At 51.5% G+C, this 25,811-nt stretch carries 26 protein-coding genes and 1 pseudogene; 3 read left to right on the plus strand and 24 right to left on the minus strand.

Annotation, left to right across the window (positions count from 1 at the left end; genetic code table 11):
• Positions 1-32: 32 nt before the first annotated feature.
• From KNP72_RS08090 to KNP72_RS08140, 11 genes and pseudogenes are all read right to left on the minus strand, one after another.
• Positions 33-1,262 (minus strand): toxic anion resistance protein, encoded by a 1,230-nt coding sequence (locus tag KNP72_RS08090; protein WP_021067252.1) that lies wholly within the window; start codon positions 1,260-1,262, stop codon positions 33-35.
• Positions 1,246-1,962, minus strand: coding sequence for a 5-bromo-4-chloroindolyl phosphate hydrolysis family protein (locus KNP72_RS08095; RefSeq protein ID WP_214832804.1), 717 nt, complete (start codon positions 1,960-1,962; stop codon positions 1,246-1,248). The genes KNP72_RS08090 and KNP72_RS08095 overlap by 17 nt, the downstream gene beginning before the upstream one ends.
• 181 nt (positions 1,963-2,143) lie before the next feature.
• Positions 2,144-3,496, minus strand: coding sequence for a sodium-dependent transporter (locus KNP72_RS08100; protein WP_214719738.1), 1,353 nt, complete (start codon positions 3,494-3,496; stop codon positions 2,144-2,146).
• Positions 3,497-3,629: 133 nt separating this feature from the next.
• The gene (locus tag KNP72_RS08105; RefSeq protein WP_214832806.1) at positions 3,630-4,508 is read right to left on the minus strand and encodes a diacylglycerol/lipid kinase family protein; all 879 of its coding nucleotides are present in this window, start codon (positions 4,506-4,508) and stop codon (positions 3,630-3,632) included.
• Complete coding sequence (locus tag KNP72_RS08110) at positions 4,505-6,010, minus strand: ABC transporter permease/substrate-binding protein (protein ID WP_214832808.1); 1,506 nt, start codon at positions 6,008-6,010, stop codon at positions 4,505-4,507. Before KNP72_RS08110 ends, KNP72_RS08105 begins: the two co-directional genes overlap by 4 nt.
• A gap of 10 nt (positions 6,011-6,020) precedes the next feature.
• Positions 6,021-6,737, minus strand: a pseudogene (locus KNP72_RS08115) (ABC transporter ATP-binding protein); the annotation flags it as partial.
• A gap of 170 nt (positions 6,738-6,907) precedes the next feature.
• The gene (locus tag KNP72_RS08120; protein ID WP_251128933.1) at positions 6,908-7,639 is read right to left on the minus strand and encodes a 3D domain-containing protein; all 732 of its coding nucleotides are present in this window, start codon (positions 7,637-7,639) and stop codon (positions 6,908-6,910) included.
• 244 nt (positions 7,640-7,883) lie between these two features.
• The gene (locus KNP72_RS08125) at positions 7,884-8,348 is read right to left on the minus strand and encodes a GDYXXLXY domain-containing protein (RefSeq protein WP_214719742.1); all 465 of its coding nucleotides are present in this window, start codon (positions 8,346-8,348) and stop codon (positions 7,884-7,886) included.
• Positions 8,345-9,538 carry a DUF2157 domain-containing protein gene (locus tag KNP72_RS08130; protein WP_214832815.1) on the minus strand — a complete coding sequence of 398 codons (1,194 nt, stop codon included), beginning with the start codon at positions 9,536-9,538 and terminating at the stop codon, positions 8,345-8,347. Before KNP72_RS08130 ends, KNP72_RS08125 begins: the two co-directional genes overlap by 4 nt.
• A gap of 17 nt (positions 9,539-9,555) precedes the next feature.
• Complete coding sequence (locus tag KNP72_RS08135; RefSeq protein WP_232939448.1) at positions 9,556-9,732, minus strand: DUF2187 family protein; 177 nt, start codon at positions 9,730-9,732, stop codon at positions 9,556-9,558.
• 65 nt (positions 9,733-9,797) lie between these two features.
• Positions 9,798-10,376 carry an NUDIX hydrolase gene (locus tag KNP72_RS08140; protein WP_380081934.1) on the minus strand — a complete coding sequence of 193 codons (579 nt, stop codon included), beginning with the start codon at positions 10,374-10,376 and terminating at the stop codon, positions 9,798-9,800.
• A 155-nt stretch (positions 10,377-10,531) separates the two neighbouring features.
• Here KNP72_RS08140 and KNP72_RS08145 point away from each other — a divergent pair, with 155 nt between their 5' ends.
• Complete coding sequence (locus KNP72_RS08145) at positions 10,532-12,064, plus strand: FAD-dependent monooxygenase (protein WP_286038183.1); 1,533 nt, start codon at positions 10,532-10,534, stop codon at positions 12,062-12,064.
• 35 nt (positions 12,065-12,099) lie between these two features.
• Here KNP72_RS08145 and KNP72_RS08150 read toward each other — a convergent pair whose 3' ends face one another.
• On the minus strand, positions 12,100-12,348 hold the full coding sequence (locus tag KNP72_RS08150) for a hypothetical protein (protein ID WP_021067240.1): 249 nt from the start codon (positions 12,346-12,348) through the stop codon (positions 12,100-12,102).
• A 95-nt stretch (positions 12,349-12,443) separates the two neighbouring features.
• Here KNP72_RS08150 and KNP72_RS08155 point away from each other — a divergent pair, with 95 nt between their 5' ends.
• The gene (locus tag KNP72_RS08155) at positions 12,444-12,737 is read left to right on the plus strand and encodes a hypothetical protein (protein WP_021067239.1); all 294 of its coding nucleotides are present in this window, start codon (positions 12,444-12,446) and stop codon (positions 12,735-12,737) included.
• A gap of 118 nt (positions 12,738-12,855) precedes the next feature.
• On the opposite strand, the gene KNP72_RS08160 is transcribed toward KNP72_RS08155, so the two are convergent.
• The 9 genes from KNP72_RS08160 to recU all read right to left on the minus strand — a co-directional run bounded on the left by KNP72_RS08160 (position 12,856) and on the right by recU (position 21,951).
• Positions 12,856-13,128: a hypothetical protein gene (locus tag KNP72_RS08160; protein WP_214719745.1), complete on the minus strand. Its 273-nt coding sequence runs from the start codon at positions 13,126-13,128 to the stop codon at positions 12,856-12,858.
• Positions 13,129-13,177: 49 nt separating this feature from the next.
• Positions 13,178-13,753, minus strand: coding sequence for an NERD domain-containing protein (locus KNP72_RS08165; protein ID WP_214719746.1), 576 nt, complete (start codon positions 13,751-13,753; stop codon positions 13,178-13,180).
• Between the two features lie 18 nt (positions 13,754-13,771).
• The gene (gene gpsB, locus KNP72_RS08170) at positions 13,772-14,071 is read right to left on the minus strand and encodes a cell division regulator GpsB (RefSeq protein ID WP_021067237.1); all 300 of its coding nucleotides are present in this window, start codon (positions 14,069-14,071) and stop codon (positions 13,772-13,774) included.
• 5 nt (positions 14,072-14,076) lie between these two features.
• On the minus strand, positions 14,077-14,622 hold the full coding sequence (locus KNP72_RS08175) for an SLOG family protein (protein ID WP_214719747.1): 546 nt from the start codon (positions 14,620-14,622) through the stop codon (positions 14,077-14,079).
• Entirely contained in the window at positions 14,619-15,776 is a 1,158-nt protein-coding gene (locus KNP72_RS08180; protein ID WP_214832817.1) for a ribonuclease H-like domain-containing protein, read from the minus strand. Before KNP72_RS08180 ends, KNP72_RS08175 begins: the two co-directional genes overlap by 4 nt.
• Positions 15,773-18,022, minus strand: coding sequence for a DEAD/DEAH box helicase (locus KNP72_RS08185; RefSeq protein WP_214832819.1), 2,250 nt, complete (start codon positions 18,020-18,022; stop codon positions 15,773-15,775). The genes KNP72_RS08180 and KNP72_RS08185 overlap by 4 nt, the downstream gene beginning before the upstream one ends.
• 14 nt (positions 18,023-18,036) lie before the next feature.
• Complete coding sequence (locus KNP72_RS08190) at positions 18,037-18,597, minus strand: hypothetical protein (RefSeq protein WP_251128934.1); 561 nt, start codon at positions 18,595-18,597, stop codon at positions 18,037-18,039.
• A gap of 90 nt (positions 18,598-18,687) precedes the next feature.
• A complete protein-coding gene (locus KNP72_RS08195; RefSeq protein ID WP_214832820.1) occupies positions 18,688-21,333 on the minus strand; it encodes a transglycosylase domain-containing protein in 2,646 nt (881 codons plus the stop codon).
• A gap of 21 nt (positions 21,334-21,354) precedes the next feature.
• Entirely contained in the window at positions 21,355-21,951 is a 597-nt protein-coding gene (recU, locus tag KNP72_RS08200) for a Holliday junction resolvase RecU (RefSeq protein ID WP_214752161.1), read from the minus strand.
• 353 nt (positions 21,952-22,304) lie between these two features.
• On the opposite strand from recU, the gene KNP72_RS08205 reads away from it, so the two are divergent.
• Complete coding sequence (locus KNP72_RS08205; protein WP_021067230.1) at positions 22,305-23,156, plus strand: DUF3800 domain-containing protein; 852 nt, start codon at positions 22,305-22,307, stop codon at positions 23,154-23,156.
• A 40-nt stretch (positions 23,157-23,196) separates the two neighbouring features.
• Here KNP72_RS08205 and nth read toward each other — a convergent pair whose 3' ends face one another.
• From nth to asnS, 3 genes are read right to left on the minus strand one after another with little or no spacing between them, the layout of a single operon-like run.
• On the minus strand, positions 23,197-23,859 hold the full coding sequence (nth, locus tag KNP72_RS08210; protein ID WP_214832823.1) for an endonuclease III: 663 nt from the start codon (positions 23,857-23,859) through the stop codon (positions 23,197-23,199).
• Positions 23,859-24,446, minus strand: coding sequence for a DnaD domain-containing protein (locus KNP72_RS08215; RefSeq protein WP_021067227.1), 588 nt, complete (start codon positions 24,444-24,446; stop codon positions 23,859-23,861). Before KNP72_RS08215 ends, nth begins: the two co-directional genes overlap by 1 nt.
• 59 nt (positions 24,447-24,505) lie before the next feature.
• Entirely contained in the window at positions 24,506-25,807 is a 1,302-nt protein-coding gene (gene asnS / locus KNP72_RS08220; RefSeq protein ID WP_214719751.1) for an asparagine--tRNA ligase, read from the minus strand.
• Positions 25,808-25,811: the final 4 nt, after the last annotated feature.

Genomic DNA, 25,811 nt, shown 5'->3' on the forward strand with positions numbered 1-25,811 from the left:
AAGGAAAGTCTGAATGCTCAGACTTTCCCCGTTCAATATCCAGTCTCTTTTGGCAACTCTTTGTTTTTCGAAGCAATCTCGATGACTTTTTCTTTCAACTCGTGCTCCATCCGATCGAGTTCACGTTCCGCCTCACGACGCTTCTGACGTCCCTCTTGTTGAATCCGGAGCGTCTCATCGAGCGTCGAAAGCAAGTTCTCGTGCGCCACTTTGAGCGACTCGACCGAGACGATGCCTTTCTCGTTCTCCGTGGCAATCTCGATTGACGAGTCTTTCAACATCTTCGAGTTCTGCTCGAGCAAAGTATTCGTCGTCTTCGTGACGTCTTGCTGCATCCGGAGCGCCGTCTTTTGCCGCGTCAAGCTGAGCGCGAGCACGACTTGGTTTTTCCAGAGTGGAATCGTATTGACGACCGCCGACTCGATTTTCTCGGCTAGAATCTGGTTGTTCTGCTGGATGACCCGGATTTGCGGGGCCATCTGTAGGCTGATCGTCCGGCTCAGTTTCAAGTCGTGCAACTTCTTCTCAAACCGGTCTGCGAGTTGAATCATGTCGTTCAACTGTTGCAGTTTGACCTGGTCTTTCGACATCTCGACTTCTTGACGAAGCGGGGCAATCTCATAGCTCCGTACGTGATCAAGCTTCGTCTCCCCAGCGGCGATATAGACGTTTAGTTCTTCGAAGTAGCGTTTGTTTTTGTCGTACATTTGATCGAGCATCGTGATATCCTTCATCAAACCGAACTTGGCTCGGTCTAGATTATGGATGACCTCTTCTAAATAGACGCTCATCTTTTCAAACTGTAACTTATAGTTCTCGGCTTTCTTTTTGGCCCGGCCAATGAGCGGCAGGTTGTCCATGAAGCTCTTCTTTTCCGGTTGCAACATGTCCGGGTCCATCTTGCGCACGTTCTGCATCAAGTCGGACAACAGCTTGCCGGCGTCTCCGCCATCTTTCATCCGGACCTCAGTCAAGATTTGGTCCGAGAATTGCGATAGTTCACGTTGTACGTTCGAACCGAACAGCATGACGGAATCCGTCTTTTTAATATCAATCGACTCCGCGATGCGCGTGATGCGTTCCCGGTGCGCTTGTGGGACGTCGGCATTCACTTGAATGGCCGGTACCTCATGTTTCTCGGTCATCGCTGACCAGTCCACGGACGGGTCCGAAATCGCATCGGTTTCCGTCTTCGTTTTCGTTTGGGAAGTAAGTTCTTCTTCTGGCCATGACTGCCAGTTCGTTTCATTCGATGAAGTCATGCTTTTTTCTCCCTTCTGGTTGATCGGCCAATACTCTCTCCATCATGATCAACTCTCGTTCAAAATCGACCGCGTCATCTTCGAGGAGACGACTGCGCTGTTGTTTGAACTTGTCGACGATGAGCCGCATATTGGTCATCAACTGTTCACGTGTCTCTTCTTGAATGACGACCCGTTTTCCTTCTAGTTCTTTGAATTTCAATACGACCGATACGAGCGAGTCCAAATAGAACGTGAACAAGTCACGGACATGCTTGGCATCTTGAGGATTCTCGAACAGCTCAGCGAACAGTTCGTGTGCTTCTTTCGAGACCGCCTTCATCTCACGCCGCACCTCGATGTCTTTAATCTCAGGCAAGACGCGGTCAATCTGTTGTAACTTCTCATAGCCTTGTTCAATCGTCCGCTGTAAAAATTGAAGCTCTAAATCATCTGTCGCTTCAAATTGGCGCACCGGTGCCGCTTCTTCGAGCGGTTTCAAGATGCGTGAACCGACGAACGGTTCATCCTCATCGAGCAACAATTTCTTTTTGGCCCGCTTGGCGACGGGCGCCGGTGAGCGCTTCCGACGTTTGCTGTTCGACCACACTTCGTTCAATACGAGCGCCCCGACGATGATAAACAACCAAGAGAAATCAAAAACGCTTATGGCAAAATATAGGATTGCCCCGGTCAGGGCCCATTTCATCCATGTTTTCATCCGTTTCACCTCGTCTCATGATACTTCTATTGTACCTTACGTGACCCTTCAAAAAAAGTTTCGTCATCTTTATAAGCTTAGCATAACGTTCCCGCGCGCTCTCTCGGTCGCAAGAACGAAAAGTATTGCCGATAACTATACAAAAAACCTCCTGATTCAACGAATCAGGAGGTTGCTTCCGTTATAATCTGACCCACGTCGTCACCATAACTACGGCGACCGTCACCGGAATGACGTACCGGATCAAGAAGTGCCAGATCGGGTACAACTTCACACCGATGTCTGACGTTTGAATCTCTTCTTTCAAAATGCGTTGATCGACGATATATCCGACGAAAATCGACGTCAAGAGCGCACCGACCGGCATTAATACGTAGCTGACGATGTAATCCATCGAATCGAAGAACGTGCGACCGTCTAAGAACTGCATCTCGCTCATGACACCGAACGAGAGTGCCGATGGAATCCCGACTGCGAAGACGATTGCCGCTGACAACAGGGTGACGTAACGCTTCGATATCGTTTGTTTCTTCTCGTTCAACTTGTCCGTCACACCTGCTACGACGACTTCGAGCATCGCAATCGACGATGTGATCGAGGCGAATGTGAACAATAAGAAGAACAACACCATGAAGAATCCACCGAGCGGTACTTGGTTGAAGACGGCCGGCAAGACGACGAAGAGAAGCGCCGGTCCCTCTGCCGGGTCAAGACCCGAAGCGAATACGGCCGGGAAAATCGCGAGGCCTGCCAATAGCGAGACGGCGATATTCAAGAGAACGATCATGTTCGCTGAACGATTAAGCGTACCTTTCGTCTGAATGTACGAGGCGTACGTCAACATGGCCGCGACACCGAGCGATAGCGAGAAGAACGCTTGACCGAGGGCGAACAAAACCGATTCACCGGTCAAGGCCGAGAAGTCAGGCTGCAAGAAGAAGCGAACCCCTTCCATCGCACCGTCGAGCGTCAACGAACGGATGACGAGCACGATGAAACTGACGAATAAGAGCGGCATTAAAATCTTACTCATGCGCTCGATGCCAGCCTCGACACCTTTCAAGACGATTAAAAGCGTAATCAATAAGAACAAGAACTGACCGAACACGGCGATGCCTGGAGATGAGACGACATCTCCGAAAACGACACCGAACTCGTCGGGAGAACGTCCGTTCAATGTCCCGCTCAATCCGAGCCCGACATAGATTAAAACCCAACCGCCGATGACACTGTAGAATGAGAGCAATAAGAAACATGCGATGACGCCGAGGTAGCCGACGAGTGTCCAACGCCCGTGGCCTAATTTTTTGAAAGCGAGCAGTGCCGTCTTTTGTGTCGAGCGTCCGACGATGAATTCACCAATCAATAGTGGTAACCCGAGTAAGAGCGTGAACGCTAAAAACATGAGCAAAAAGGCGCCGCCTCCACTTGTGCCGGTGACATACGGAAATTTCCAGATTGCACCGAGACCAATCGCAGACCCTGCGGCCGCTAAGATGAATCCAATTTTTGAGGCGAACGAATTTTGCGCCATTACCATCCCTACTTCCTGTTTTCATATCTTTTTTCATAATAATAGTGAAATACTAACACGGTTCAGAAATGAGAACAACTAAAAACAGAGAAAAGTCTGAATTCTTTTCTCTGTCAGCAATTTTTATAGATTTTTAGTGTGACGGGACAAGAAATGACAACTCGCCCGGCAAGACATCGATATCCAACCGTTCAGCCTCGAAGTGCTCCCCATCGACGTCGATGATTTGAGATTCACTCAAATGGACGGTCAGTTGAGACATCTGTAGATGCACCCATTCCGGTGACGACTGTTCGAGCCCGAGCTGTTGGGTCAACAATTGACGAATCATCGGGAAGCCGATGGCGGAACTATGGACGACCTCGACGAGTCCGTCCGTGAACGATTGGGTCGGGAGCTTTGTCGGTACTGTCCCGAGATAAGCCCCGTTCCCTACATATAAGAAGCTGACTGGTCCATCGTGGACGACTTCCCCTCCGTGTTCGATGCGAACGTCGAACGGATCGAGTTCACGAAACTGCCGGATTGTCGCTAAAAAGTAACCGATTGACCCGAGTGATTCTTTTTGGAGCGGATCGATTTGTCTCGACGCGTCCGCGATCAGGCCGACCCCGATGAAGTTGAGCCCGTACCGTTCGTTGACTCGCATCACATCGACCTTTTGCGCGTAACTCATCTTGAACAAACGGGCCGCCTCGATCGGTTCGACCGGTAGAGCGAGGGCACGGGCGAAATCATTACACGTGCCAGCCGGAATCAGACCGATTGTCGGCCGTTCATCCCGCGGAAGCTTCATCAAGCCATTGACGACCTCGTGAAGCGTCCCGTCCCCGCCGACGACAATCAAGTGCTCGTAAGCCCCGCTCTCTTCGGCGAAACGACCGGCGTCTCCTTGCGCGAGCGTCTTCCGAATCAAAATCTCATCGTATAACGATTCAATCGTCCCGACTACCTCACCGAGCATCGTCTCGTTCCCGCCAGACGTGGGATTGGAGATAATCAATGCTCTCATAATAAGCCCGCCTGCTCCAAGAAATCTTTCGCGACGTCATACGCCCGTTCATTCCCGTACGCGACGCGACGGTTCAATTCAGACATCTCTTCGTCAGTAATTTTACCACCCAATTGGTTGAGGGCATCCTCGATTTCCGGATGTTCATCGAGCGTCTCTTGTTTCACCAACGGAGCTCCTTGGTAAGGTGGGAAGAACTGTTGATCGTCCTCGAGGACAAGCAATTCGTTCTCGGCGATATCCGGGTCGGTCGCATACGCATCGACGAGGTTGACGTCTCCACGTGCGATAGCACGATAGCGCAACTTTTGTTCAATCGAGACGACCGACGGGAAATCGAGTCCATACGCTTGTTGCAGTCCCGGGTATCCGTCTTCACGGTCCGTGAACTCGAGCGTGAATCCGGCTTTAATATCCGATTGAACGTTTCGTAAATCCGAGATGGTCGTGATGTCTTCTTGCTCGGCATAGTCGCGTGGGATCGCGATGGCGTACGTGTTGTTGAACTGCATCGGTTCAAGCAACGCATAGCCGTCATCGGCGAGCGCGTCCCGAGCCTGTTCATACACTTCACGTGCATCGTTCGAGTTCGGTGTCTCTTTCACGAGACTCGCGAGCACCGTTCCTGTGAATTCTGGATAGATGTCGACATCACCAGATTGTAACGCGCCCCAGACGAACGTCGTCTCTCCGAAGTTCGGACGGACGGATACAGACAAGTCAGTCTGATCTTCAATCAACAGCTTATACATGTTCATTAAAATCTCAGGCTCTGGCCCGAGTTTCCCCGCGATGACAAGGTCGGTCTGTTGCGTCCGACCGAAGGCGAGCGGGGCCGCGACGATGAGTGCCAACACGGTCGAGACGGCAATCAATTTCGTCTTGTTCCGGGTTGCCGTCGCCCCTTCCATTTGGCGAAGCAAGAAATCAAACAACAAGGCAAGGATGGCGGCCGGGATTGCCCCGAGCAGAATTAAGTAATTGTCGTTTCGGTTGATCCCGAGAAGAATTAACGTCCCGAGCCCACCAGCGCCGACAAGGGCGGCGAGCGTCGCCGTTCCGACAATCAGCACCATCGCCGTTCGAATCCCGGCCATGATGACCGGTAGCGCGAGCGGGAGTTCGACTTTCATCAAACTTTGGTTCGGTTTCATCCCACAAGCCCGGGCCGCTTCGATGAGAGATTTATCGACCTCGTTCAGCCCGGTGAATGTATTTCGTAAAATCGGGAGCAAGGCATATAGCACGAGGGCAATCGTCGCCGGTAAGGCACCAATCCCGACGAGCGGAATCATAAGACCGAGTAACGCCAAAGAAGGAATCGTTTGAATGATGGCGGTAACGCCTATTGCGGTCTCGGCCACTTTCTTGCGACGCGTCAACCAAATCCCGAGCGGAACGGCGATTAAGACGGCTATCAAGAGTGATACGACGGAGAGCTGCAAGTGCTCAATCAGCGCCTCGACGAGTTCGCCACGCCGGTTTTGAAATGTCTCAAGCATCTACCTCACCTCTTCCACGTTGGGTAAAGTCGAGGACGAACGGATCCGTACTCGCTCTGATTTCATCTGGAGTACCGATGACGACCAATTCGCCATCACGCATCAAGGCGATGCGATCCCCTAGTTTCATCGCTTCTTGCATGTCATGGGTCACGAACAGAATCGTCTTCCCGAGCTCATCGTTCAAGCGTTTAATATCATCTTGAAGCTGACCTCGGCTAATCGGATCGAGCGCCGAGAACGGTTCATCCATCAAGATGACTTCTGGGTCGGCTGCAAGCGCCCGCAATACGCCGACGCGTTGTTGCTGTCCACCGGATAGTTCCGTTGGCTTTTTCACTCGCAAGATCGGATCCAGCCCTGCAATGTTCATGAGTTCGGTCACGCGGTCCTTCGTCTTCTGTTTCGGCCATTTCAATAATTCGGGAACGACAGAAATATTTTCCTCGACCGTTAAATGAGGGAATAAGGCAATTTGTTGGAGCACATAACCGATGTTGCGTCGCAACTCGTATATATCGAATTGATAAATCTCTTTCCCGTCGATGAGGATTTTTCCATCTGTATGGTCAATCAGTCGATTCACCATCTTCATCGTCGTCGTCTTCCCGCACCCCGATGGCCCGATTAAGACAAAAATCTCTCCTTTACGGACTGTCAAATCCAAGTCTTTGACGGCTAGCGTCCCGTCTTCGTAGCGCTTGGACACATTTTGAAATTCTATCAACTCTACCCCTCCTCGGCTCGTAACTTTTTCATGAAAGTCAAATATTAGTTTGCCCGTTTCCAACGTTTGTTAAACAATCGGACGTGCTATCTGGTGCGTATGACCACTGCCGATAAGTAAAATCATGAAACAAGGCACAAAAAAAGGTCCTCCTGAAGGAGAACCTGCTGTTATGGAAGTGTAATCGTGATGTGGCGACGACCCCAGTTGATGGCCTCGTCTTTCGTATCGACGAGCAAGTCGACGATATTTCCTTTGATGCGTCCACCCGTATCCAAGGCGATCGCTTGACCGACACCTTCGATTTGAACAATCGTTCCAAGTGGAATGACAGCTGGATCGACGGCGATGATACGCATGCCGTTATAGAAAATCGAATCCGTGACATCATGACCGGTTGCCGTCAAGACGCGGCCCCCGTATGAGCCGTTATCGGCTGCATCGTTCGTGTACGCCGTCGACTCGGCTTGAATGGAGCGTCCTGTCGTCGAGACTGGAGTTGCAGTCGTTGTCGACACCGTCGATTGCTTTTTCGAAGTTGCGGCTTGACGTTTCGCTTCTTCTTGTCGTGCCTGCTCGGTAGCGACACGTTTTTCTTCGGCCAAACGTTCTGCTTTTGCTTCACGCTCTGCCTGCTCTCGCTCGGCTTTCTCTTCGGCGGCACGTTTTTCTTCCGCAATCCGTTTCGCTTCAGCCACACGTTTTTCTTCCGCGATCCGTTTCTGTTCGGCTAGTCGTTTTTCTCGTGCAATCTTTTGTTGGCGTTCTTGCTCGATCGCTTTTCGTTCCAATTCAAGTGGGTTTTGGACAATTTTTTGTTCCGTCCCAATCCCGATTTGGGCGGCATCCGCCGTCGCGGCAAACGCGAACGTTCCCACCGCCATAAGTAGGACAGTCATCATATATTTTAAGGAATGCATAATCAATAGGTCAGCACCTTTCTCGTCATCTAACGAACAGGAGTTAATTTACCATGTCCGTCCGACCCCGAGAAGGGATTTTGATGAAGTGAAATATTTCTGACACATCGACTCTCTGTCGGTTACAATCTGTAACATTTACGTGAAACATAGCTCTACCAAGCGTTTTAATAAAAAATTACAGATTCGTTACAACATATCGTGTAACAAATCTGTAATCTGATTGTCATTCTGTTTCAGCTTCGGTCGAGCGCAAATCGTGAGGTCTTACCATGCCCCAAGGTGCCACGTCGACGTCCACTTCGAACGTCTTCGCTCCTTCGATTGCTGATGTCTCTTCCTCAGCGACACGATACGAACTCATATCATCAATATATACTTGGCGGTCGTAATAGTTGGCCCGAGTGCCTCCGAAAAACGGCCGTGAACTGACCCGGTCAATGGTCGCATATCCATCGTCCCCCGTTTTGAATGAAACGTATACTGTCCCTGACTCGACATCTTGTCTTCCTTCGAACGAGTCATACTCCAAATAGACGAAGTCTCCGAAAAACGGGTCGTACGGTTCGTAGGAAGTCGCTTTGAACGTATATGTCTCACCGAACCAGGACACCGCATAGACGAACAGTATAAACCCGACGGCTATCAACACTTGCACAATCGGTACTAGCCAAGGCGTCAATCGTTTCATGTCTGAGCATCCCCTCTCGTAGTACGACTACGGCTGCGCCACCACAAGGCGAGCGACAATGCGAAGACGATCAATGCTCCGATGAGGAAGAAAAGTGAAATATCGAGTTTATCCCAAACATAGATGAAGTAGATCGTCATTTGAACGAGCAAGAAATAGATGAAGGCGAGCACGATCGGTTTGCGATTATGGTCTTGATAGACGAGATAAGCGAGGGCGACCGCTTCAAGCAGGATGGCCAGCAAGATGCCCGAATCCTCGAACAATGAGAAGGGGATGACGGCGAGCAGGCTGACCCACATCAAATCTGGACGTCGGTGCAACAAATAGACGGCGACGAGGACGACCGAAAGGATTGTCGCCTCGATGACCGACGGCGTTCGTTGAGACAACCAGCCTTCCGTCGCATTAATCAAATAGCCGATTGATAGGACGGCTGCGACGAAAAGGTACAGATAGTTCCATTGGGCCCGCTCCCGATAAACGAGAAACAAGACGTGTAGCGCAGCGAGTGCCCATAGCGGCCAAAAGCGGCCTTCATAGTCGGCGTACTGACCAATCGTGATCAATAGGCCGTAGAAGCCGAACCAGGCGAAAATGCGATCGAGCTCGTTGTCCCCATAATGGAACCAGACCCACGTCACGATCAATCCGAACGCAATCAACGTGATGCCGATGCCTTGAAAACTATTCGTGATTGCCAAAAAAGCAGCGAGTGCGGCCAAGAACGTGAAAATCGGATGTTTGAAAATCAATTTGTGCATGACGGCGACGGCAAGGAATAACCAGAATAAGAACGGAATTTGCGAGGAAAGATTATACGTCGAGAAAATGACGATCATCGTGGCGACGAAAAAGGCGACGCCTAACAGTCGGAATAGCGTGACATAGCGTGTCGCTTTCACTTGCAGGCGTTCGGCGGTCACATACATCCCGACCATAAACACGAGTAAAATGGCGACTTTCACAAGATCAGGAATCGCTTGCCAATTGGCCGCGACAAAACTGAATAGACTAAGTGCGAGCAAAATCGATCCGATAATCACAAGAATAGGCGGTTTGTGCTCACGTTTGTCACCGACCGCCAACTTCTTATGTTCATACTCGACCAAGCGCTGACCGGTCACTTCATCCAGTAAACCGGCCTCTTCCCATTCACGAACTTTTTTGTCAATGGACACCTGAATCATCCCTTTCGATTAAAAGGTCAGCTGGCGCGTTCGATCAATTCCAAATCTTTTTTCAGTAAAACTTGCTTCTCGAATTCGAGACCAAGCTGTTGAAATTCTTCCATGATGGAAACGTCCCCGATGACCGTATTGGTCAATACGGCAGTCACTTCTGCGACCCAACCTTCACGAGTTGACTTGACGATATCACCCACAACGAATTCTACAGACACAACCATTCACTTCCAATCTTAAATTTGTTTCTATCATTATAACGAAATTATATCGGTTTGAATACGTTTTCTTTAAGCCGTTTAATAAATTGTGTCAAAATTTTCCCAGTCAATCCCCAAATAATGTAGTCTTCATGTTCATAAAAAGGTTCTCTCATTTTAATTACCCGTTTTTCGTACGCTTTAGCATTCGCCATCCGGTCAAACGGAATATTTTGATCAGGATTCATCGTCCATTCCATTTCGCCGTGGAACGGGTCGAGCAACAGCAACGTCTCGACCGGGATTGAGAACAGATGGTCGACTTCATCGGTGTGACGGACGTCAGGGATTGTCGGAATCACCCCCACGAACGGATAGATCAGTTGCCGATGTGGCGTCGCGAGAGGTTGCAGGCGACCGATCACTTCAATCTCTTCCATCGCGAGCAATAGCTCCTCACTCGTCTCACGAATAGCCGCCTCGACCGGGGTCTCGCCAGGATCGAGACGGCCGCCCGGGAATGAGATTTCTCCAGGCTGGCGCCGCATCGTATGGGCGCGCACTTCAAAGATGACATGCCACGCTCCATCGACCTCGACCAAAGGAATCAACACAGCAGCCGTCTGTTCATAATTCTCTTCCATCGAAAAACTGTCACGCAATTGTTGTTCCGTGATCCACGATTGTTTCATGTTCTCCACCTCATTCTCTATGTTTCTACAGTTCCACCGTTGTCCCCTCGTTTAAACGCATCAAATGTCGGAAATATCATTATTAATGATAGGAGATGGTAGATGTGGTGGACAAACAAGTTGATGTATTGATTGTCGGGGCGGGCCCGACCGGACTCACGCTCGCGCTGACGTTAGCCAGATATGGAATCTCATTTGAAATCATCGATCGCAAGACGACACCGTCGAACAACTCCCGCGCCATCGGGATTCAACCTCGGACGATTGAAGTCTTCTCTCGTCTCGATGTCGCCAAAGAAGTGCTCGACCGGGCGCGGACCATCGAGAAAGGAAATCTATATTTTTCAGGACAATGGACGGCCAAGCTCGAATTCTCCCGTCTCGTCACGCCCTATCCGTTCGTGACGTTGCTCCGTCAAAACGAGACCGAAGCAATTCTCGAGGCGGCGTTAAACGAGCACGGGCATTACGTACAGCGTGGCGAAGCGCTCGTGTCACTGACTCATTACCCGTCTCGTGTGCTCGCACATTTGGAGTCAGACTCAAACCGGACAATCGAGGCCAAATATGTCGTGGCGGCCGACGGAGCGAACAGTTCGATTCGACGCATGCTCGCTCTGCCGTTCAGCGGAAAATCGTTCAAGGAATCGTGGGTGCTCGCCGACATGAAAGCCAAATGGAACATCTCGCGTGAAGAGGTGCATATTTTCTTTTCGGACCGCGGTGTATTGGAAGTCTTCCCGCTCACGGACGACACGATTCGCATCACCGGCAATCTCGCGAGCGATGAGTCGTTCAGCGAGGCGGAATTGCGTGAGTTAATCGAACAGCGCAGCCATATGGATGTCGAAATCGACGAGGTCGAATGGTTCTCATTGTTCCGGGTCCATAACCGCATGGTTGACTCATTCATTCACAATCGCGTCATTCTCATGGGTGACGCCGCCCATATCAATTCACCTGTCGGCGGACAAGGGATGAATACCGGCATCGCCGATTCGTTCAACCTCGGCTGGAAGCTGTGGCTTCATTTGAAGGCGGGTGCCCCGTTCCGCGTCGTCGATTCGTATCGCGATGAGCGCGAGCATGTGGCCCGTAACGTCCTGCAGACGACGAACGTGGCGACCGAAGTGTTACAGACAACGCTCCCAGTCCTCCTGCCGTTCCAAGCACTCGGCGCCGACGTCTTCACGCGCGTCAATCTCATCAACCAAAAAATCACGGAACGGATTGCCCAGCTACACTTGTCGTATCCTGGACATTCCCGCGTCCCGTTTTTACGCGTCACCGAAGGCAAGATCTTCCCGGAGATCGAGATTATCCGGACGGACGACGGACTCCGCACGAAGATTTCAGAAGTCGCCGACGGTCGCTTCCAAGTGCTCGTGCTCGACGACGATAAACGGGATGCGAGCGCGTTGTATGACTATTTGAACGATCATCAATCGTTCTTCCAAATCATCACGCTGTCGAAGACGAGCCGTCCCTTCTTCGATCAAGGCAACGAGCTCGCGAAATCGCTGTTCATGAAACGCGGCGTCCTCGTCATCCGTCCGGACGGTTATCTGCTCCACAAGCAGCGGCATCTTCGCCCGGAAGCGCTACAAGCGACAATGGCAGCATGGTTGCCGTCCCTATGACAAAAGCTCCACTCGGATTTGAGTGGAGCTTTTGTTTACGCTTGATTGTAATAAAGCGTCCCTGGTTTCGACAGCGTCAAGTCATAAAACGCCTCGAACGCTTCGATATCTTCCAACTTGCGAAAATCAACTTTGTCCGTCTCTTCATTCGGGATTGCAACGATGATGCCATCATCGGTTTGTTTGATCATCCCGGTCTGTCCATTATGGATGCGGATGTAGAGCACGTGCTTGTCTTCTAGCAGCGTCACGGCTTCGCGACGCGATTGAATCGTTGTTTTCATAGTCATCCCCCACTTTCTTTTGAGTATACCGGTCCATCGTTGTTGCTTTCAAGCGGTTGCGCCCTTAAAATTATGTAAAGAAGGGGTTGAACGCTTTGAATTTGGAAACTATTTTAATTATCGTCTTAGGCATCACATTCGTTGTGCTCGTCTCAATCCGCGCCGTCCGCAACTTGCAGTGGGTCCGCTTCGGTGAGGCGTTTGGCAAACAAGGCGAGGCGCTGCTGGACGACTATACGTACTTAACAGAACAAGGCATCACGTGTCGCGTCGAGCACGGTTTGCCGACCGGCCGCCTGTTCCGCCCGCTCGCCAAAAACTTGGACGACCGGGTCGCCTTGTTCGTCCATCGCAAAGACGAACAGAAGGCTCGACAATTATTGAAATGAAAACGACGCTGAAACTACAGCGCCGTTTTGTCAGGCTGTAGACATAAACATCGTCTGCAGCCTTTGTATTTGTCCGACCGGGCACAAGGAGTTTGTATTTTTACCACTTTCTCGCTTCCTATAACTTTTTGTTGTCGGCTTTGTCCTCCAGTAATCGTTCTAAAATTAATACGTAGACCAAAGCAACCAGGATTCCCAACGTACCTGGCAGAACAGCAATAATGGAGTCAGCCAGATATGCTACTGGGATTAAGGAAGTCAATAGAGATTTCACACCGAACAGCACCATCAGGGACGTAAGCAGAACAAGGGTCACCGTTCTCTTCTGCGTGCTCCCAAAAAATTGACGTCCCTTCTTCTCTCCCTTCGTCATCCCCAGCCAAGATAACATTCAGAAAACCTCCTACAATGAAAACGGCGCTGACTCTTCAGCGCCATTTTCATTTATGTACTTGCCGCTCCGAGCAATAGTAGGCGATGTGTTTAATCGTCGCCTCAGACAACAGCTCGAGCTTCGTCTTCGTGATGACGTCGTCAATCACATCGAATGTCTCGGCACAGTTCGCTTTGATGCGTTCCACTTTGAGACGTGGTGTCTCCGGGAATATTAAAAATGACGTGACGGGGACAGCTTGTCCGCATTGCCTCTTCAAGACGCTCCGGGCATGCTTCGTCATCCGCTCAAGCTCTTCCATCGGATGCGGATAGATGTTTTTCCAACCGAGCGGTGTCTCGAGACGACAATCCCGGTTCGTCATATGGACGGCCGACGTCGTCCGGTTGATGCGGACTAAAAAGACGCCTTTCGGTCCGACCAACACATAATCGAGAACGTCATCGCCGAGCTGGACGTGTTCAATCATCATCCAATCAAAGCGACACGTATGACGAATGATCTCAACGATCTCGTCCGTGTACGATTTCGGTGGTGCGATGACTTCTTCTTTCGTGCGGAACAAGCCTTTCGTCTGTCGTTTCTCAGGTTCTTTCTTGACGGCCGTCAATACTTGTAACATCTACTCCACCTCCTCCCTTTATTCGCTTGGACCGACCTGTTTTCCGAAGACGGCCTTTTCTAAATTCGAGATGCGTCGCAACATGTCATAGTTCGACGCGACAGGCTGGGCCGGTTTGACCGGTTCTGCTGCTTGTTCGTTCGAACCGCGACGAAGCGACTCGTTCTCTTGGCGCAACCGTTCGATTTCTTTCGTCATCTTCTCGTAATCGCGGATGACGACGTCCAAAAACTGGTCGACTTCTTCTTGTGAGTAGCCACGGAGGGCGGTCTTGAATTCTTGTTTATAAATGGCTTCAGCTGTTAGTTCGGTCTGCATGATTTTCACTCCCAATGTTGTTCCCATTGTTTTTCTTCTTCGATTACACGTAACTCTTCCGGCGTAATCAAGAATAACTCCATCTGGTGTTTTCGTTTAGCCCCTTCGACGAGAAAACGAGGGCTTCCCCCCGTCTCTTCGTCATACAGCGTGATTAATCCTGCTGCTTTGTCCAAAAAGAAGGCAGTTTTTGCGCGCAATTGGCTCGGGTCCTCGTACGGACGTTGGGTCAGCGGTTCAAAAAAGTCAGCCTCGAGCTGCAAGCGGATGAACAGTTCTTGTTCAAACGGCTTGTACTTCTCTTCCATCTGTAAAAAAGGTGGAAACACGGCAATTTTGATTGGATAAGATTCTCTTAACTCTAACAATACTTCTCCAGCCCACAATTCACAACCGTTCGTGCCACTAAAGATGAACCATTCGGCCCCACGCTCGATTGCTTCCATTATTTTTCGCTCGTAAGCTTCTTTGATGATATCGATGCCAGGATGGTCGGCTTTGAAGATGCCGAGCTCATGTGGACGATATCCTGTGATGGCGACAACTTTCATGACCGCTTCCTTTCTAACCGATTCATCCGATGACGGAGTGCCCGCATCTCGGTCAAGGCGGTCTGTCGAAGTACCGTCTCTTTACGTTCCGAGAGCGTCAGCGCCTGCTCGGTGAACGTGATGGCTCGGTTGATGTCTTTTTGATGATGTTCGGCATATTTCGCGAGCTCGACGAATGCCTCGACCGTACCGACCTGTTCGAACAGCGGCAACGCCTGCTCCATCTGGCCGGTCCGTTTCAACAGCAGGGCTTGACGCATCAAGGCACGTTTCGTCGGCTGTTCAAGCCGCTCATATTCTTGAAGCGCCGCCTCGGCATTACCGAGATCGTTCAACCAGTGGGCCCGCTCTTCCCCGAACGGCGTCTCATCAGCTTCGACGAGATGACAGAGCCGTTTATAGAGCGAGACGAGACTCAAACAGTCGGCATGGTGGTGTTCGATGACGGGCTGGATGATATCCGGTTCCCGTTCTTTCACGTATTGAAAATAGTGCATCGGCGCCAAAAAGCCGGGCATGTCGTCCGTCCGGGCATGACCGAAATGGGCCTCGACCGCTTTGAGCGAGACCGATTCAAGCGTCGGTTTCAACAGACGACGTGAGGCATGCAACAAATCGACGTGGCCGACGGCCGGGAGCGCCTTCACTTTCGAACGGACGAACGTATGCCTTGTTTTGATTTGGGGCCAGTCGAACGACTTGCCGTTATACGTCACGAAACGAACCTCGTCGCCGATGTCATTCAAGAAGTGATAGTAGAACGCGGTCTCGAATGCCGGGTGCGGCAACACGTACTGAATCATCTCCAGATGATCGTCTTGGAAGCGCGCGAAGCCGATTAAAAAGATTGAGGTGCCGGAGCCGCGAAGCCCGGTCGTCTCGGTGTCCATGAACAATACCTGTTCGGATGGCACATCGACTTGAAAGAACGGATGGGTCGATGTCGCGAGCGAGGCTTTCGCCTCTCCGAACGTATAATCATGATACGTCTCATCGAGTGGATAAATCTGTTTCAAGCGGACGCACCACTCTTGTTCGAACGTCAAAATCTCTCCGCCTCGGGCCCGCCATTTCGCTTGCTCGACGTCGTCCGGCGTCACGGTCACCTGTTTCGGTTCATTCGTTTTAATGAGTCGTGATAGTTTTGCTTTCATATCGTTCCTTTCAATGCTTGCAACTGTCTGACGACCTGCTGTTTAAAGTCACCGTAGCCAATCATTCCGACACAGCGCGGACAACCGCTCTCGCACGGACAATCGTCGACCGTTCGAATGGCCGCATCCAAGACCTCATCGGCGTCGCGATAAAGCGCTTCGCTCAGCCCGATGCCGCCCGGATAACGGTCATATAAATAAACGGTCGGTTTATTCGTATGGGTCGCTTTCATTTGAATCGTCGTGAACAGATCAAGCGTGTCACACATCAAATAGAGCGGGGCCAGGCGTCGCAACAGATCGCTGACCGCCTCGAGCTGGTCTTCCATGTCGGCCTCTGAATAGGCGAACCGTTCGTCGAGCGTAAACCATGTCGCGGTCGTATGAAGTTCCCGCTCCGGCAAGTGAATCGGTCCGGAACCGATATTCTCATGCGTCCCGAACTTGATTTTCTTGAACAGGGTCGCCATCGCGATGACCGACACTTCCCCAAACGTCTTCACGCCGGTCGTCTTGTTCTCTTCCAACACTTTCAGTTCGACTGCCAAATTGGCGTCCGTATAGTAGTCGACGTCGACGCGTCGGACGTACGCTTTCTTCTCTTCGAAGTCGAGACGTTCGACTTGATACTGCTCGGCGCCATGTAAATAGATGGCTTCGTCGTGGAGCAATGTCATCGCGCTGAACGTATCCATCTCACCGATGACTTGGTTCTTCGCGGTTTGATCGACGATGACGACGTTCTCTTGGTCACTCGTCCGAAGCGAGATGTCATGGGCGGGGAACGCATCGGTCATCCAATAATATTTATCGGCCCGTTCGTGCAAAATGTGGGCGTCCGTCAAGAAATCGAGAATCTCTTCCGTCTCGACTGTGCCGAACCGCTCCCCTTTCTGGAAAGGCAGTTCGAAGGCGGCACATTTCATATGGTCGACGAGGATGATTAAATTGTTCGGGTCGAGACGAGCCGCTTCCGGAGACCGGTCTAAAATCAAATCGGGTTGTTCGACGACGAGTTGGTCGAGCGATGACGATGAGGCGACGAAGATGACGAGCGCCTCGGAATGACGGCGTCCGGCCCGGCCGGCTTGTTGCCACATCGAGGCGACCGTGCCCGGATAACCGTTCAACACACACGCTTGCAATTGGCCGATATCGACGCCGAGTTCAAGCGCATTCGTCGAGACGACGGCCTTAATCTCCCCGTTACGGAGCCGGCGTTCGATTTCGCGACGCTCCGATGGCAAATAACCACCCCGGTATCCGACAATCGATTTAGGACCAAGCTCGCGCCGCGTCAATTCTTGTAAATACGTCAACAACACTTCGACCCTGACGCGTGAGCGGGCGAAGACGATCGTCTGGATGTCCGCCTCGACCAGTTTGGAAGCGATACGCTTCGTCTCGAGCGTGGCACTCCGGCGAATACCGAGCGCTTCATTGACGACGGGCGGGTTATAGAAAATCAAATGCTTCTTGCCTTGTGGCGCCCCGTTATTGTCGACGAGGACGACGTCTTCTTCCGTCAACAGTTCAGCCAGCTTGACCGGGTTGGCAATCGTCGCCGACGTCATAATCCATTTCGGATGACTCCCGTAATAGGCGCAAATCCGTTTCAGGCGGCGGAAGACGTTGGCGACATGGCTGCCGAACACGCCGCGATACGTATGAAGCTCATCGACAACGATATACTCTAAATTCTCGAACAAGCGAATCCATTTCGTATGGTGCGGCAAGATGCCGGAATGTAGCATATCTGGATTCGTGATGACGATATTGCCGGCGTCCCGTACTTTCGTTCGGGCTGCCGGTGCCGTGTCGCCATCATAGGTGAAGCAACGCAAGTCGCCCTCGAGCGCTTCGACCATCTCCATCAAATCGCTGTTTTGGTCTTGCGCGAGCGCCTTCGTCGGATACAAATAGAGCGCCCGGGCGTTCGGTTGTTCAATCATTTTCGACAGGACGGGCAGGTTGTAACAGAGCGTCTTCCCGGATGCGGTCGGTGTGACGATGACCGTCGAGTTCCCACGCGACGTCTGCTCGATTGCTTCGGCTTGATGAGTGTACAGTTGTTCAATTCCCCGGCCATGCAGCACCCGGACGAGATCTGGCGGCAGACTCGACGGAATCGGTGCGTAGCGGGCCGGTTTCGCCTCGACCGTATGCCAATGTGTCACGTTTTGAGAAAAGCCCGGGTCGGTCTTGAGCGTATGGATCATTTCTTCCACGGAACGTTTTTTCCGCATGAGGTTCACCTTCTTTACGATTTCGAAGGTGCGAGTCGCTCCACGATAGCTTTCACTTCGCCGATTCGTTCATCGCGTACGAGCCGATGGACAGCAGGTAAGCGCAGCACAGCCATTTCTTTGAAGGCGTCGGCGACATGTCCATTCTCTTCTTCGAGACGAATGATCGCATCGTCATACAACCGTTGCGTCGACCGTCCGAACAAGACGATGGTATGTAGCTTTGTGCATTTCGAATGGACGGCTTGCAAATGTTTCGTGTAACGCTGCACCGCTTTATGGTAGTCTTCATGCGTTGCGAGCGCTTGACGCTTGCCTCGCAGAAGTTCTGGATAGAATGGTTCGTCGCCGAGGAACATCGTCTCGACGCCGATTCGTTTCAAATAAGGATGGCCACTGGCCTCGGCTATCGCTTGATCATCAATCAAACGTCCGAACGGAATCGACTCCTCGACGAGCAATCGGCTCATTTTCAAGCCGTTGATACCGTGTAACGGAATACCTAAATCATCGTCTTGCAGTCGGTCGATCACAAACAACACTTTCATCTTGCGTTTCAGTGAGAGTTGTACCATGTGTCACCATCCTATTCGCTTTCTTTTCATTATAGCAAACGAAACAGAAAAACAGGGCGCTGATGTCGCCCTGTTTCCTGTGAATCTGTTTTAGTCACGACCACCGTTGCCATTCCCGTTGCCGTTACCTCGGCCATTCGAGTCTGTCGATTGACGGCTGACGTCTCCGTTCGAATCCGTTTCGCCATCAGTCTCATCTGCTGGCGGTTCTTCTTCGGTCGGTGGTTCCGTGTTCTCGTCTTCGGTGTTCGTGTCGTTCCCGTTATTCTCATTGTTACCATTATTGTTATTACCGTTATTGCCATTATTATCGTTGTTCTCATTATTTTGACCATCGGTTTGATCGCCTTCTTCTTCAGGCGACGTCTCTTCCGTGGCTGGCTCTTCTTCCTCTTCGGCCGGAGGCTCCTCGCTTCGTTCGACGGTATACGTAGTCTGAAGCGGGCTCGATTGTTGATCGCCGACGAGCGCGTTCGTCGCGTTGGCGACAATCGTGAACGTCGTCTGCCCTGAAGCGAGATCAGCGATGGCGATGCTCGTGTCCTCGGTTGTCCCGACGACACGCTCGCTTCCGTCCGGACGTTTTTCGGTCACCGTGAACGAAAGTCCTTGGTAACCTGCAGCCTGCACCCCTTGAGTGTCATACGACCACGAGAGTGTACCCGTTCCAGCAGGCACATCATAGTCAATCGATGCGCCGGTCGGAGCGGCCAATTTATCCGGCTGTAAGTCTTTCGGTTTCGTTCCTTTGACGTACAGCTCGTTGCCGAGCGAGAGCACCGACTCCGGTTGCTGGAAGCGGTCCGGTTGACCCGTCGCGTTCGTCACTTGCTGCATCATATACTCGAAGTAGTACTGGGCGTAGTTCGGTTTAAACAACGATACTGGTACGTCATTTGCACGGCCCGTCCATACCGAAATCGAGTAATCAGTCGTATAGCCGGTGAACCATTTATCCTTCTCGTCGCCTTTATCATCGTTCGTCGTTCCGGTCTTACCGGCGACGTCCCATGGGAACGCGCCAGGCTCATACGTCCCGTTCGAACCGCTGACGACGTCACGGAGCATGTCCGTCAACATATACGCCGTATAGTCTTCCATCGCCTGCTTCGCCTTGATCGGCGAATTGATCGTCGAGCCGTCGTTGAACTCGATTTTTTGAATCAAGTGCGGCTTCGTGTACATCCCGTTCGTGCCGAGCGCAGCGTAAGCGGCTGCCATTTGCGTCGTACTTGCTTCCGCCGTTCCGAGTGCGTTCGAGGCGTTCATCTCGTCGCCTGACATCGATGGCTCGATGCCGACGTTCTCGACGAACGATTGAATCGCTTCTTGACCGAACTCGTCCCGCACTTCATAGAAGGCACGGACGGCCGGTGTGTTACCGGAAATCGTCAAGTAGTAGCGCATCGTATTGGCACCGCGGAATCCTGTGTAATAGTTTATAGGTTTATAGTTATCGCTGTCGTCAAACGCTTTATCGATTAACACTTTCCCGGTCGACCATTGTGCGTTCTCGATCCCTGGACCGTAATCGAAGAACGGCTTCGCCGTCGAACCGATTTGGCGTTTCTCCCGTGAATAATCGCGGTAGGTTTTATCGCCTTGTTTCGCTTGTTCACTGTCGATGACGGCGACGATTTCACCCGTCTTCGTGTTCAACACCGTCGCCCCCATGCGGAGATCTTCTGGGAACGCACCATTCGGAAGGTTTACGTTATCGTTCTTAATGTCGCTATTGAACTTCGTGTGCAAGTCTTTATTGATTGACGTGTACACTTTCAAGCCAGTCCCGTAAATATCTGCCTGCTCGAGACCGTAGTCTTCTTCGAGCTCGGCTTGGACGCGGGCGTAAATCGAACGAGTATACGTCTCTTCTTCTGTTTCTTCACCAGGCGAGATGACGTCGGCGATCTCGACGTCAAGCGCCTGGTTGTATTGTTCTTCCGTGATGTGACCGTCACGCTTCATCGCCGAGAGCACTTGCTCTTGACGGTAACGCGTGAGCTCCTGGTCCCCGTTAATCGGGTCGTAGGCACTCGGACGTTGCGGGAGACCGGCCAAAATGGCCGCCTCTTGATAGTTCACTTCCGATACCGGTTTATTGAAGTATCGTTTCGAAGCCGTTTGGACCCCATATCCACCTGAACCGTAGTAGTTCTTATTCAAGTACATCTCTAAAATCTGTTCTTTCGTGTACTCGCGTTCAAGCTTGATGGCGAGCCACTGCTCTTGCAGCTTGCGCTTCAATTTCTTGTCGGTCGACAAGAACGATTGTTTGACGAGCTGTTGCGTGATCGTCGAACCACCTTCGGCCCCGAAGCCGTCGGTCACGTTCGCGAGCACGGCGCCACCGATGCGACGCAAGTCGACCCCGTTATGCTCATAGAAACGACGGTCCTCAATCGAGATGACCGCTTGTTGCATCACTTCCGAGATATCGTCAATCGAGACGTACTCACGAATTTGACCGCTGCCTTCAAGCGGCTCACCTTCAGCCGATAACAGCTGAATCGGGTACGTATCGACCAATTTCTCTTCATCGAGCGGTGGTGCTGTCGCAATCGCATACGCGGTGTATGCGCCGCCGGCGATGACGCCGATGATGAATAAAATCCCTAAAATCGTTATGATGCGTCGAAACTTCGACTTCTTCGCTTTTAGTTTCGGCTTTTTAGCCGCTGGTTTACGTTTATTGGTCGTCGTGTCTTGCCGACGTGCCATCCGACTTCGTTCCATTCATGCTTCACTCCTTCTATTTCAATCGAGCCATGCTTCAATCGCCGTCAAATAATCGATGGCCGGCATCGCTCGGGTTGGAACTTCAATTGCTTCTTGCTCGATATAGGAGAGCGGAATCGACTTGCGTCCCGATTCGCGCTGTTCCCACCAAACTAATAATTGCTCCGTTGATAACACATATTGCGTATTATAGCGGCTAAACCGAATGATGACAAAACAAATCCCTCCATGCCGCTCACACTCACGCATGTGGTGGATTTGGTGGTCGTGGAAGTTTCCGAGCGGAAACGACGTTTTATTGTTCGTCTCTTTCGCTTCGAAATCGATATACTTGCCGCGATACACCCCATTATAATCGGTCGTCGATGCTTGCTTGAAATACGCCTCGGTCACTTTTGCCGCACTCCGTTTCGGATAATCGACTTTCACGATTTGCAGCGGCGTCGGTTTCTTATGGATGACCGCCCGACTGTGGAGCCGATAAAACTCGTTCGTGTCGTTCAGCAGCGTCTCGAGGTTCATCCCTCGGTTCGCATACGTCTGCGGATTCGAGCGGGCCGGTCCAGCCGAAGGTTTCGGCTTTTTTCCGTTTGGATAGTGGAACAATGTCGTCACCCCTAATATCTAGTTTAACAGGTTCGCCCAGCCGTTCCTTCCGTCTGAAGTCTGATTGTCGAGTTCTGTCGCTCGACTCCTGTGTGGATTTTCCGCAATCCATATCGTACCAAACTCCCGTATGTTAAACTAGTATGTAGTGCATTGTGTAGTCAAATTGACACGACCTTGTTACGGAGAAGCTATTTATTTTTCTGAAATAAGTCTTCTACTTATTAGCCATAATCAGGGCGGAGTAAACGCAGATTGACGGAAGTTTCTAAAAAGTGTGCAATAAATAGTGTAAACCAAGGTTGATAAACAATTAGCAGGCCCGCTTTTATAAGCAGTAGAGCCATGGTTGGAGGAGTAAGATGGAAACACAAAAGAAGTATGTCATGTTCGTCGACGAGACGGGGACGCCAAAGGGAAACACGCAATTCAACCTGACCGGTGTATTGATGGAATATAAATATGCGATTGATGCCGACGAGGCTGGCATGCCTTGCGAATTGAAGCGTCGGTTACATGCCTTCAAACGCGACGTGTTCAAGACAGAAAATATCCCGCTCCATTTAAAAGAGATTTTAAAGGCTGAGCACCCTTACGGGAAAGAGGATGGCATCACAATCGATATGCTCCGTGATTTCTGGAACAAGTTGCCTGATTTCTTGCGCGATATCGACTGCACGATCGTCAGCGTCGAGGTCGATAAACAAAAACTTCATGACTTCTACTCGACACCGAAAGACCCGTACGTCGTCGCGTTCGCTCACTTGATGAAGTCGTTTTATGCGTTCTTGGAAGAGACGGAAGCCGTCAGCGCCCGCGTCGTCTTGGAGTCACGGGATGACTATCAGAACTTGCTCATCCAAAAAGCGTTCTTCGATATCTTCAATTCGGGGACGGTCCATCTCGACGTCGAGAAGAGCCGTCAAAAAATCAAAGGCTTCATCTTTTCAGAGAAGCAGAACACGGTGTATCAGTCGGGTCTCGAAATCGCTGACCTCGTCTGCCTCCCGCTCTCGCGCGTGCGTCGCGGCGTCATCGAAGTAAAACCACGGTTCGTCCATTATGGGGATGAGAACCGCATCTTCAAAGCCATCAAGGACAAGATTTACATTCGTAAAGAAAGTCCTGACCAAGATTTCCGCAACTGGGGATTCAAAAAAGTACCGATTACGAAAAAGCGCCGCGAATGGAGCGACCATCCGTGGAACCACTAAAAACTGCCTTGCCGATTATTCGGCAAGGCAGTTTTTTCGTTCATTGTCCGGTCGCTTGCTTGGACTTCATTCGTTTTTTCCCTTCGCGGCACATATCGAGCAGCGGACATGTCTCGCAAGCAGGACGTTGCGCTTTGCAGTGATACCGGCCGAAGAAGATGAACTGGTGATGGAGCTGTGACCATTCTTCGCGCGGGAACTTCTTCATGAGCGTGTCCTCGACTTGACGGACGTTATCTTTCCAACGACAGATACCGAGACGTTTCGAGACACGCTCGACGTGCGTGTCGACGGCGAATGCCGGTTCGTGAAATGCGACGGACAAGACGACGTTCGCCGTCTTCCGTCCGACGCCAGGCAACGCCTCGAGCGATTCGCGATCCGACGGGACGATCCCGTCGTGACGTTCTACGATTTGCATCGAGAGCGCCTTCATGTTTTTCGCCTTGTTCCGATACAGACCGATGCGCTTGATTAACGCCTCAATGTCGGCGACGTCAGCAGCGGCCATCGATTCGACGGTCGGATAGGTCTCGAACAGACCAGGCGTCACTTTGTTGACGAGTGCATCGGTCGCCTGCGCCGATAACGCCACGGCCACGACAAGCTCGAACGGATTACGGTGCGTCAACTCACAGTGGGCGTCCGGGAACATGCGACGCATCGTGTCAGACACTTCGGTCAATTGGGCTCTCGTCAACATCACTTTTTCCTCCGTTGATAATCGACGAGGTCCTCGAGTGACTCGACGTTGTGGTCTTGCCACACTCTGAGAATCTTGTCCATATATTTAAAGTTGCGTACGTTGCGAAGCTTTGCTTCCCGAAGCGCGGCCATAATCAGCTCTTCACTGAAGCCGTCCTCGGTCAACCAACCGACAATCTGTTCGATCTCGAACGGAGTGATCGTCCCGAATTCGCGCTCAAACGTATGAATGATGTTCTCATTTAACGAATGAGCCGATTTTTCAGGTGTCGCCCCTTCTTCGAGCGCAAGGAACAACGGGAGCAGACTGTATCGTTCAACCTCGGTCGACGCATCGATGGCGATCAACTCTTTTTGGAGCAAGCCGAGCAAAACGGAACGAGCCTCGCTTTCGGCCACGTTCATTCGGTCTCCGAGTTCGCTCGGAAGCGGCATCTCAATACCTTCCCCTGTCATCTCAAGCAAGTGGATGACGAGATTGAACTCGACCGGACTCAAGTTGAGGCGACGCGCCTCCGTGAACAGTTTTCTCGGAACGACGACTGGATTTTGTTCGAACAGCTTGATTAGATTATGTGCATCCATGTCGCACATCCTTTCTAGACAAATCAATCGGGGAAGACGAAGTCATCCCCGATTGGCGATTATGGGTGAATGCGGTTCAAGAGGCGTGGGAACGGAATCGCTTCGCGGATATGCTCGATACCGCTAATCCAGGCGACCGTACGCTCAAGACCAAGACCGAAGCCAGAGTGCGGGACCGATCCGTATTTGCGAAGTTCGAGGTACCAGTCGTACGCGTCCGTCTCATCGAGACCTTCTTTGATGATTTCTTCTTTCAACCGGTCGTAATCGTCTTCACGTTGCGAACCGCCGATAATCTCGCCGTAGCCTTCCGGTGCGATCAAGTCGGCACAGAGGACGAGTTCCGGGTTTTCCGAATCGACTTTCATATAGAACGGCTTGATGTCTTTCGGCCAATGTGTGATGAACACCGGGAGGTCATGCGCGTTGGCGATGGCCGTCTCGTGCGGGGCACCGAAATCGTCGCCGTACTCGATGTCGTCGAAGCCTTCGTCTTTTAAGAACTTGATCGCATCGGTGTAACGGACACGCGGGAACGGTGCTTGGACTTTCTCAAGTTTCGACAAGTCGCGTCCGAGCAGTTCCAATTCGTTGCGGCAGTTTTCGAGCGCCGATTTGGCGATATACGAGACGTAGCGCTCTTGGAGCTCGAGGCTCATGTCGTGGTCGAAGAATGCCATCTCCGGCTCGATCATCCAGAACTCGATCAAGTGGCGGCGCGTCTTCGATTTCTCGGCCCGGAACGTCGGTCCGAACGAGAAAACTTTGCCAAGTGCCATCGCGGCAGCTTCCATGTATAGCTGGCCCGTTTGTGACAAGTAGGCCGGTTGTCCGAAGTAATCTGTCTCGAACAACTCAGTCGTTCCTTCCGGTGCACTCGACGTGATGATTGGTGGATCGATTTTCACGAAACCTTCTTGGTTGTAGAACTCATACGTCGCCCGAATCAATTCGTTACGAACTTTCATGATCGCGTGCTGGCGACGCGAACGGAGCCAAAGGTGACGGTTGTCCATCAAGAACTCGGTACCGTGCTCTTTCGGTGTGATCGGATAGTCGATTGATTCTGCAATCACTTCCATCGCCGTCACTTCGAGCTCGAAGCCGAGCGGCGTGCGCCCGCCGTCCGATTTGACCGTACCGGTGACCCAGACCGAAGTTTCTTGCGTCACGCCTTTAGCGAGCGCGAACAACGCTTCGGCTACATCGGCTTTGACGACGACGGCTTGAGCGAAACCGCTCCCGTCACGAAGTTGAAGGAAAGCGATCTTTCCACTCGAACGTTTGTTGGCGATCCAGGCTCCGACGCGGACCGTCTGGCCTTCGTAATCTTTAAATTGGCTGATTGAAATAGTTGTCATATCC

This window comes from Exiguobacterium sp. s152 (genome assembly GCF_018618335.1).
Taxonomy (GTDB): Bacteria; Bacillota; Bacilli; order Exiguobacteriales; family Exiguobacteriaceae; genus Exiguobacterium; species Exiguobacterium chiriqhucha.

Excerpts from the sequence above, each read along its gene's own strand:
- KNP72_RS08150 (WP_021067240.1), bottom strand. The coding sequence starts at position 12,348 with ATGAAAACAACGATTCAATCGCGTCGCGAAGCCGTGACGCTGCTAGAA.
- KNP72_RS08120 (WP_251128933.1), bottom strand. The coding sequence starts at position 7,639 with ATGATGACTGTCCTACTTATGGCGGTGGGAACGTTCGCGTTTGCCGCG.
- asnS (WP_214719751.1), bottom strand. The coding sequence starts at position 25,807 with ATGACAACTATTTCAATCAGCCAATTTAAAGATTACGAAGGCCAGACG.
- KNP72_RS08105 (WP_214832806.1), bottom strand. The coding sequence starts at position 4,508 with ATGAGAGCATTGATTATCTCCAATCCCACGTCTGGCGGGAACGAGACG.
- KNP72_RS08110 (WP_214832808.1), bottom strand. The coding sequence starts at position 6,010 with ATGCTTGAGACATTTCAAAACCGGCGTGGCGAACTCGTCGAGGCGCTG.
- KNP72_RS08195 (WP_214832820.1), bottom strand. The coding sequence starts at position 21,333 with ATGGAACGAAGTCGGATGGCACGTCGGCAAGACACGACGACCAATAAA.
- KNP72_RS08215 (WP_021067227.1), bottom strand. The coding sequence starts at position 24,446 with ATGGATGCACATAATCTAATCAAGCTGTTCGAACAAAATCCAGTCGTC.
- gpsB (WP_021067237.1), bottom strand. The coding sequence starts at position 14,071 with ATGCAGACCGAACTAACAGCTGAAGCCATTTATAAACAAGAATTCAAG.
- nth (WP_214832823.1), bottom strand. The coding sequence starts at position 23,859 with ATGTTGACGAGAGCCCAATTGACCGAAGTGTCTGACACGATGCGTCGC.
- KNP72_RS08095 (WP_214832804.1), bottom strand. The coding sequence starts at position 1,962 with ATGAAAACATGGATGAAATGGGCCCTGACCGGGGCAATCCTATATTTT.
- KNP72_RS08205 (WP_021067230.1), top strand. The coding sequence starts at position 22,305 with ATGGAAACACAAAAGAAGTATGTCATGTTCGTCGACGAGACGGGGACG.
- KNP72_RS08190 (WP_251128934.1), bottom strand. The coding sequence starts at position 18,597 with ATGGTACAACTCTCACTGAAACGCAAGATGAAAGTGTTGTTTGTGATC.
- KNP72_RS08160 (WP_214719745.1), bottom strand. The coding sequence starts at position 13,128 with ATGTTATCTTGGCTGGGGATGACGAAGGGAGAGAAGAAGGGACGTCAA.
- KNP72_RS08140 (WP_380081934.1), bottom strand. The coding sequence starts at position 10,376 with ATGGAAGAGAATTATGAACAGACGGCTGCTGTGTTGATTCCTTTGGTC.
- KNP72_RS08185 (WP_214832819.1), bottom strand. The coding sequence starts at position 18,022 with ATGCGGAAAAAACGTTCCGTGGAAGAAATGATCCATACGCTCAAGACC.
- KNP72_RS08165 (WP_214719746.1), bottom strand. The coding sequence starts at position 13,753 with ATGTTACAAGTATTGACGGCCGTCAAGAAAGAACCTGAGAAACGACAG.
- KNP72_RS08090 (WP_021067252.1), bottom strand. The coding sequence starts at position 1,262 with ATGACTTCATCGAATGAAACGAACTGGCAGTCATGGCCAGAAGAAGAA.
- KNP72_RS08100 (WP_214719738.1), bottom strand. The coding sequence starts at position 3,496 with ATGGCGCAAAATTCGTTCGCCTCAAAAATTGGATTCATCTTAGCGGCC.
- KNP72_RS08125 (WP_214719742.1), bottom strand. The coding sequence starts at position 8,348 with ATGAAACGATTGACGCCTTGGCTAGTACCGATTGTGCAAGTGTTGATA.
- KNP72_RS08175 (WP_214719747.1), bottom strand. The coding sequence starts at position 14,622 with ATGAAAGTTGTCGCCATCACAGGATATCGTCCACATGAGCTCGGCATC.
- KNP72_RS08130 (WP_214832815.1), bottom strand. The coding sequence starts at position 9,538 with ATGATTCAGGTGTCCATTGACAAAAAAGTTCGTGAATGGGAAGAGGCC.
- KNP72_RS08180 (WP_214832817.1), bottom strand. The coding sequence starts at position 15,776 with ATGAAAGCAAAACTATCACGACTCATTAAAACGAATGAACCGAAACAG.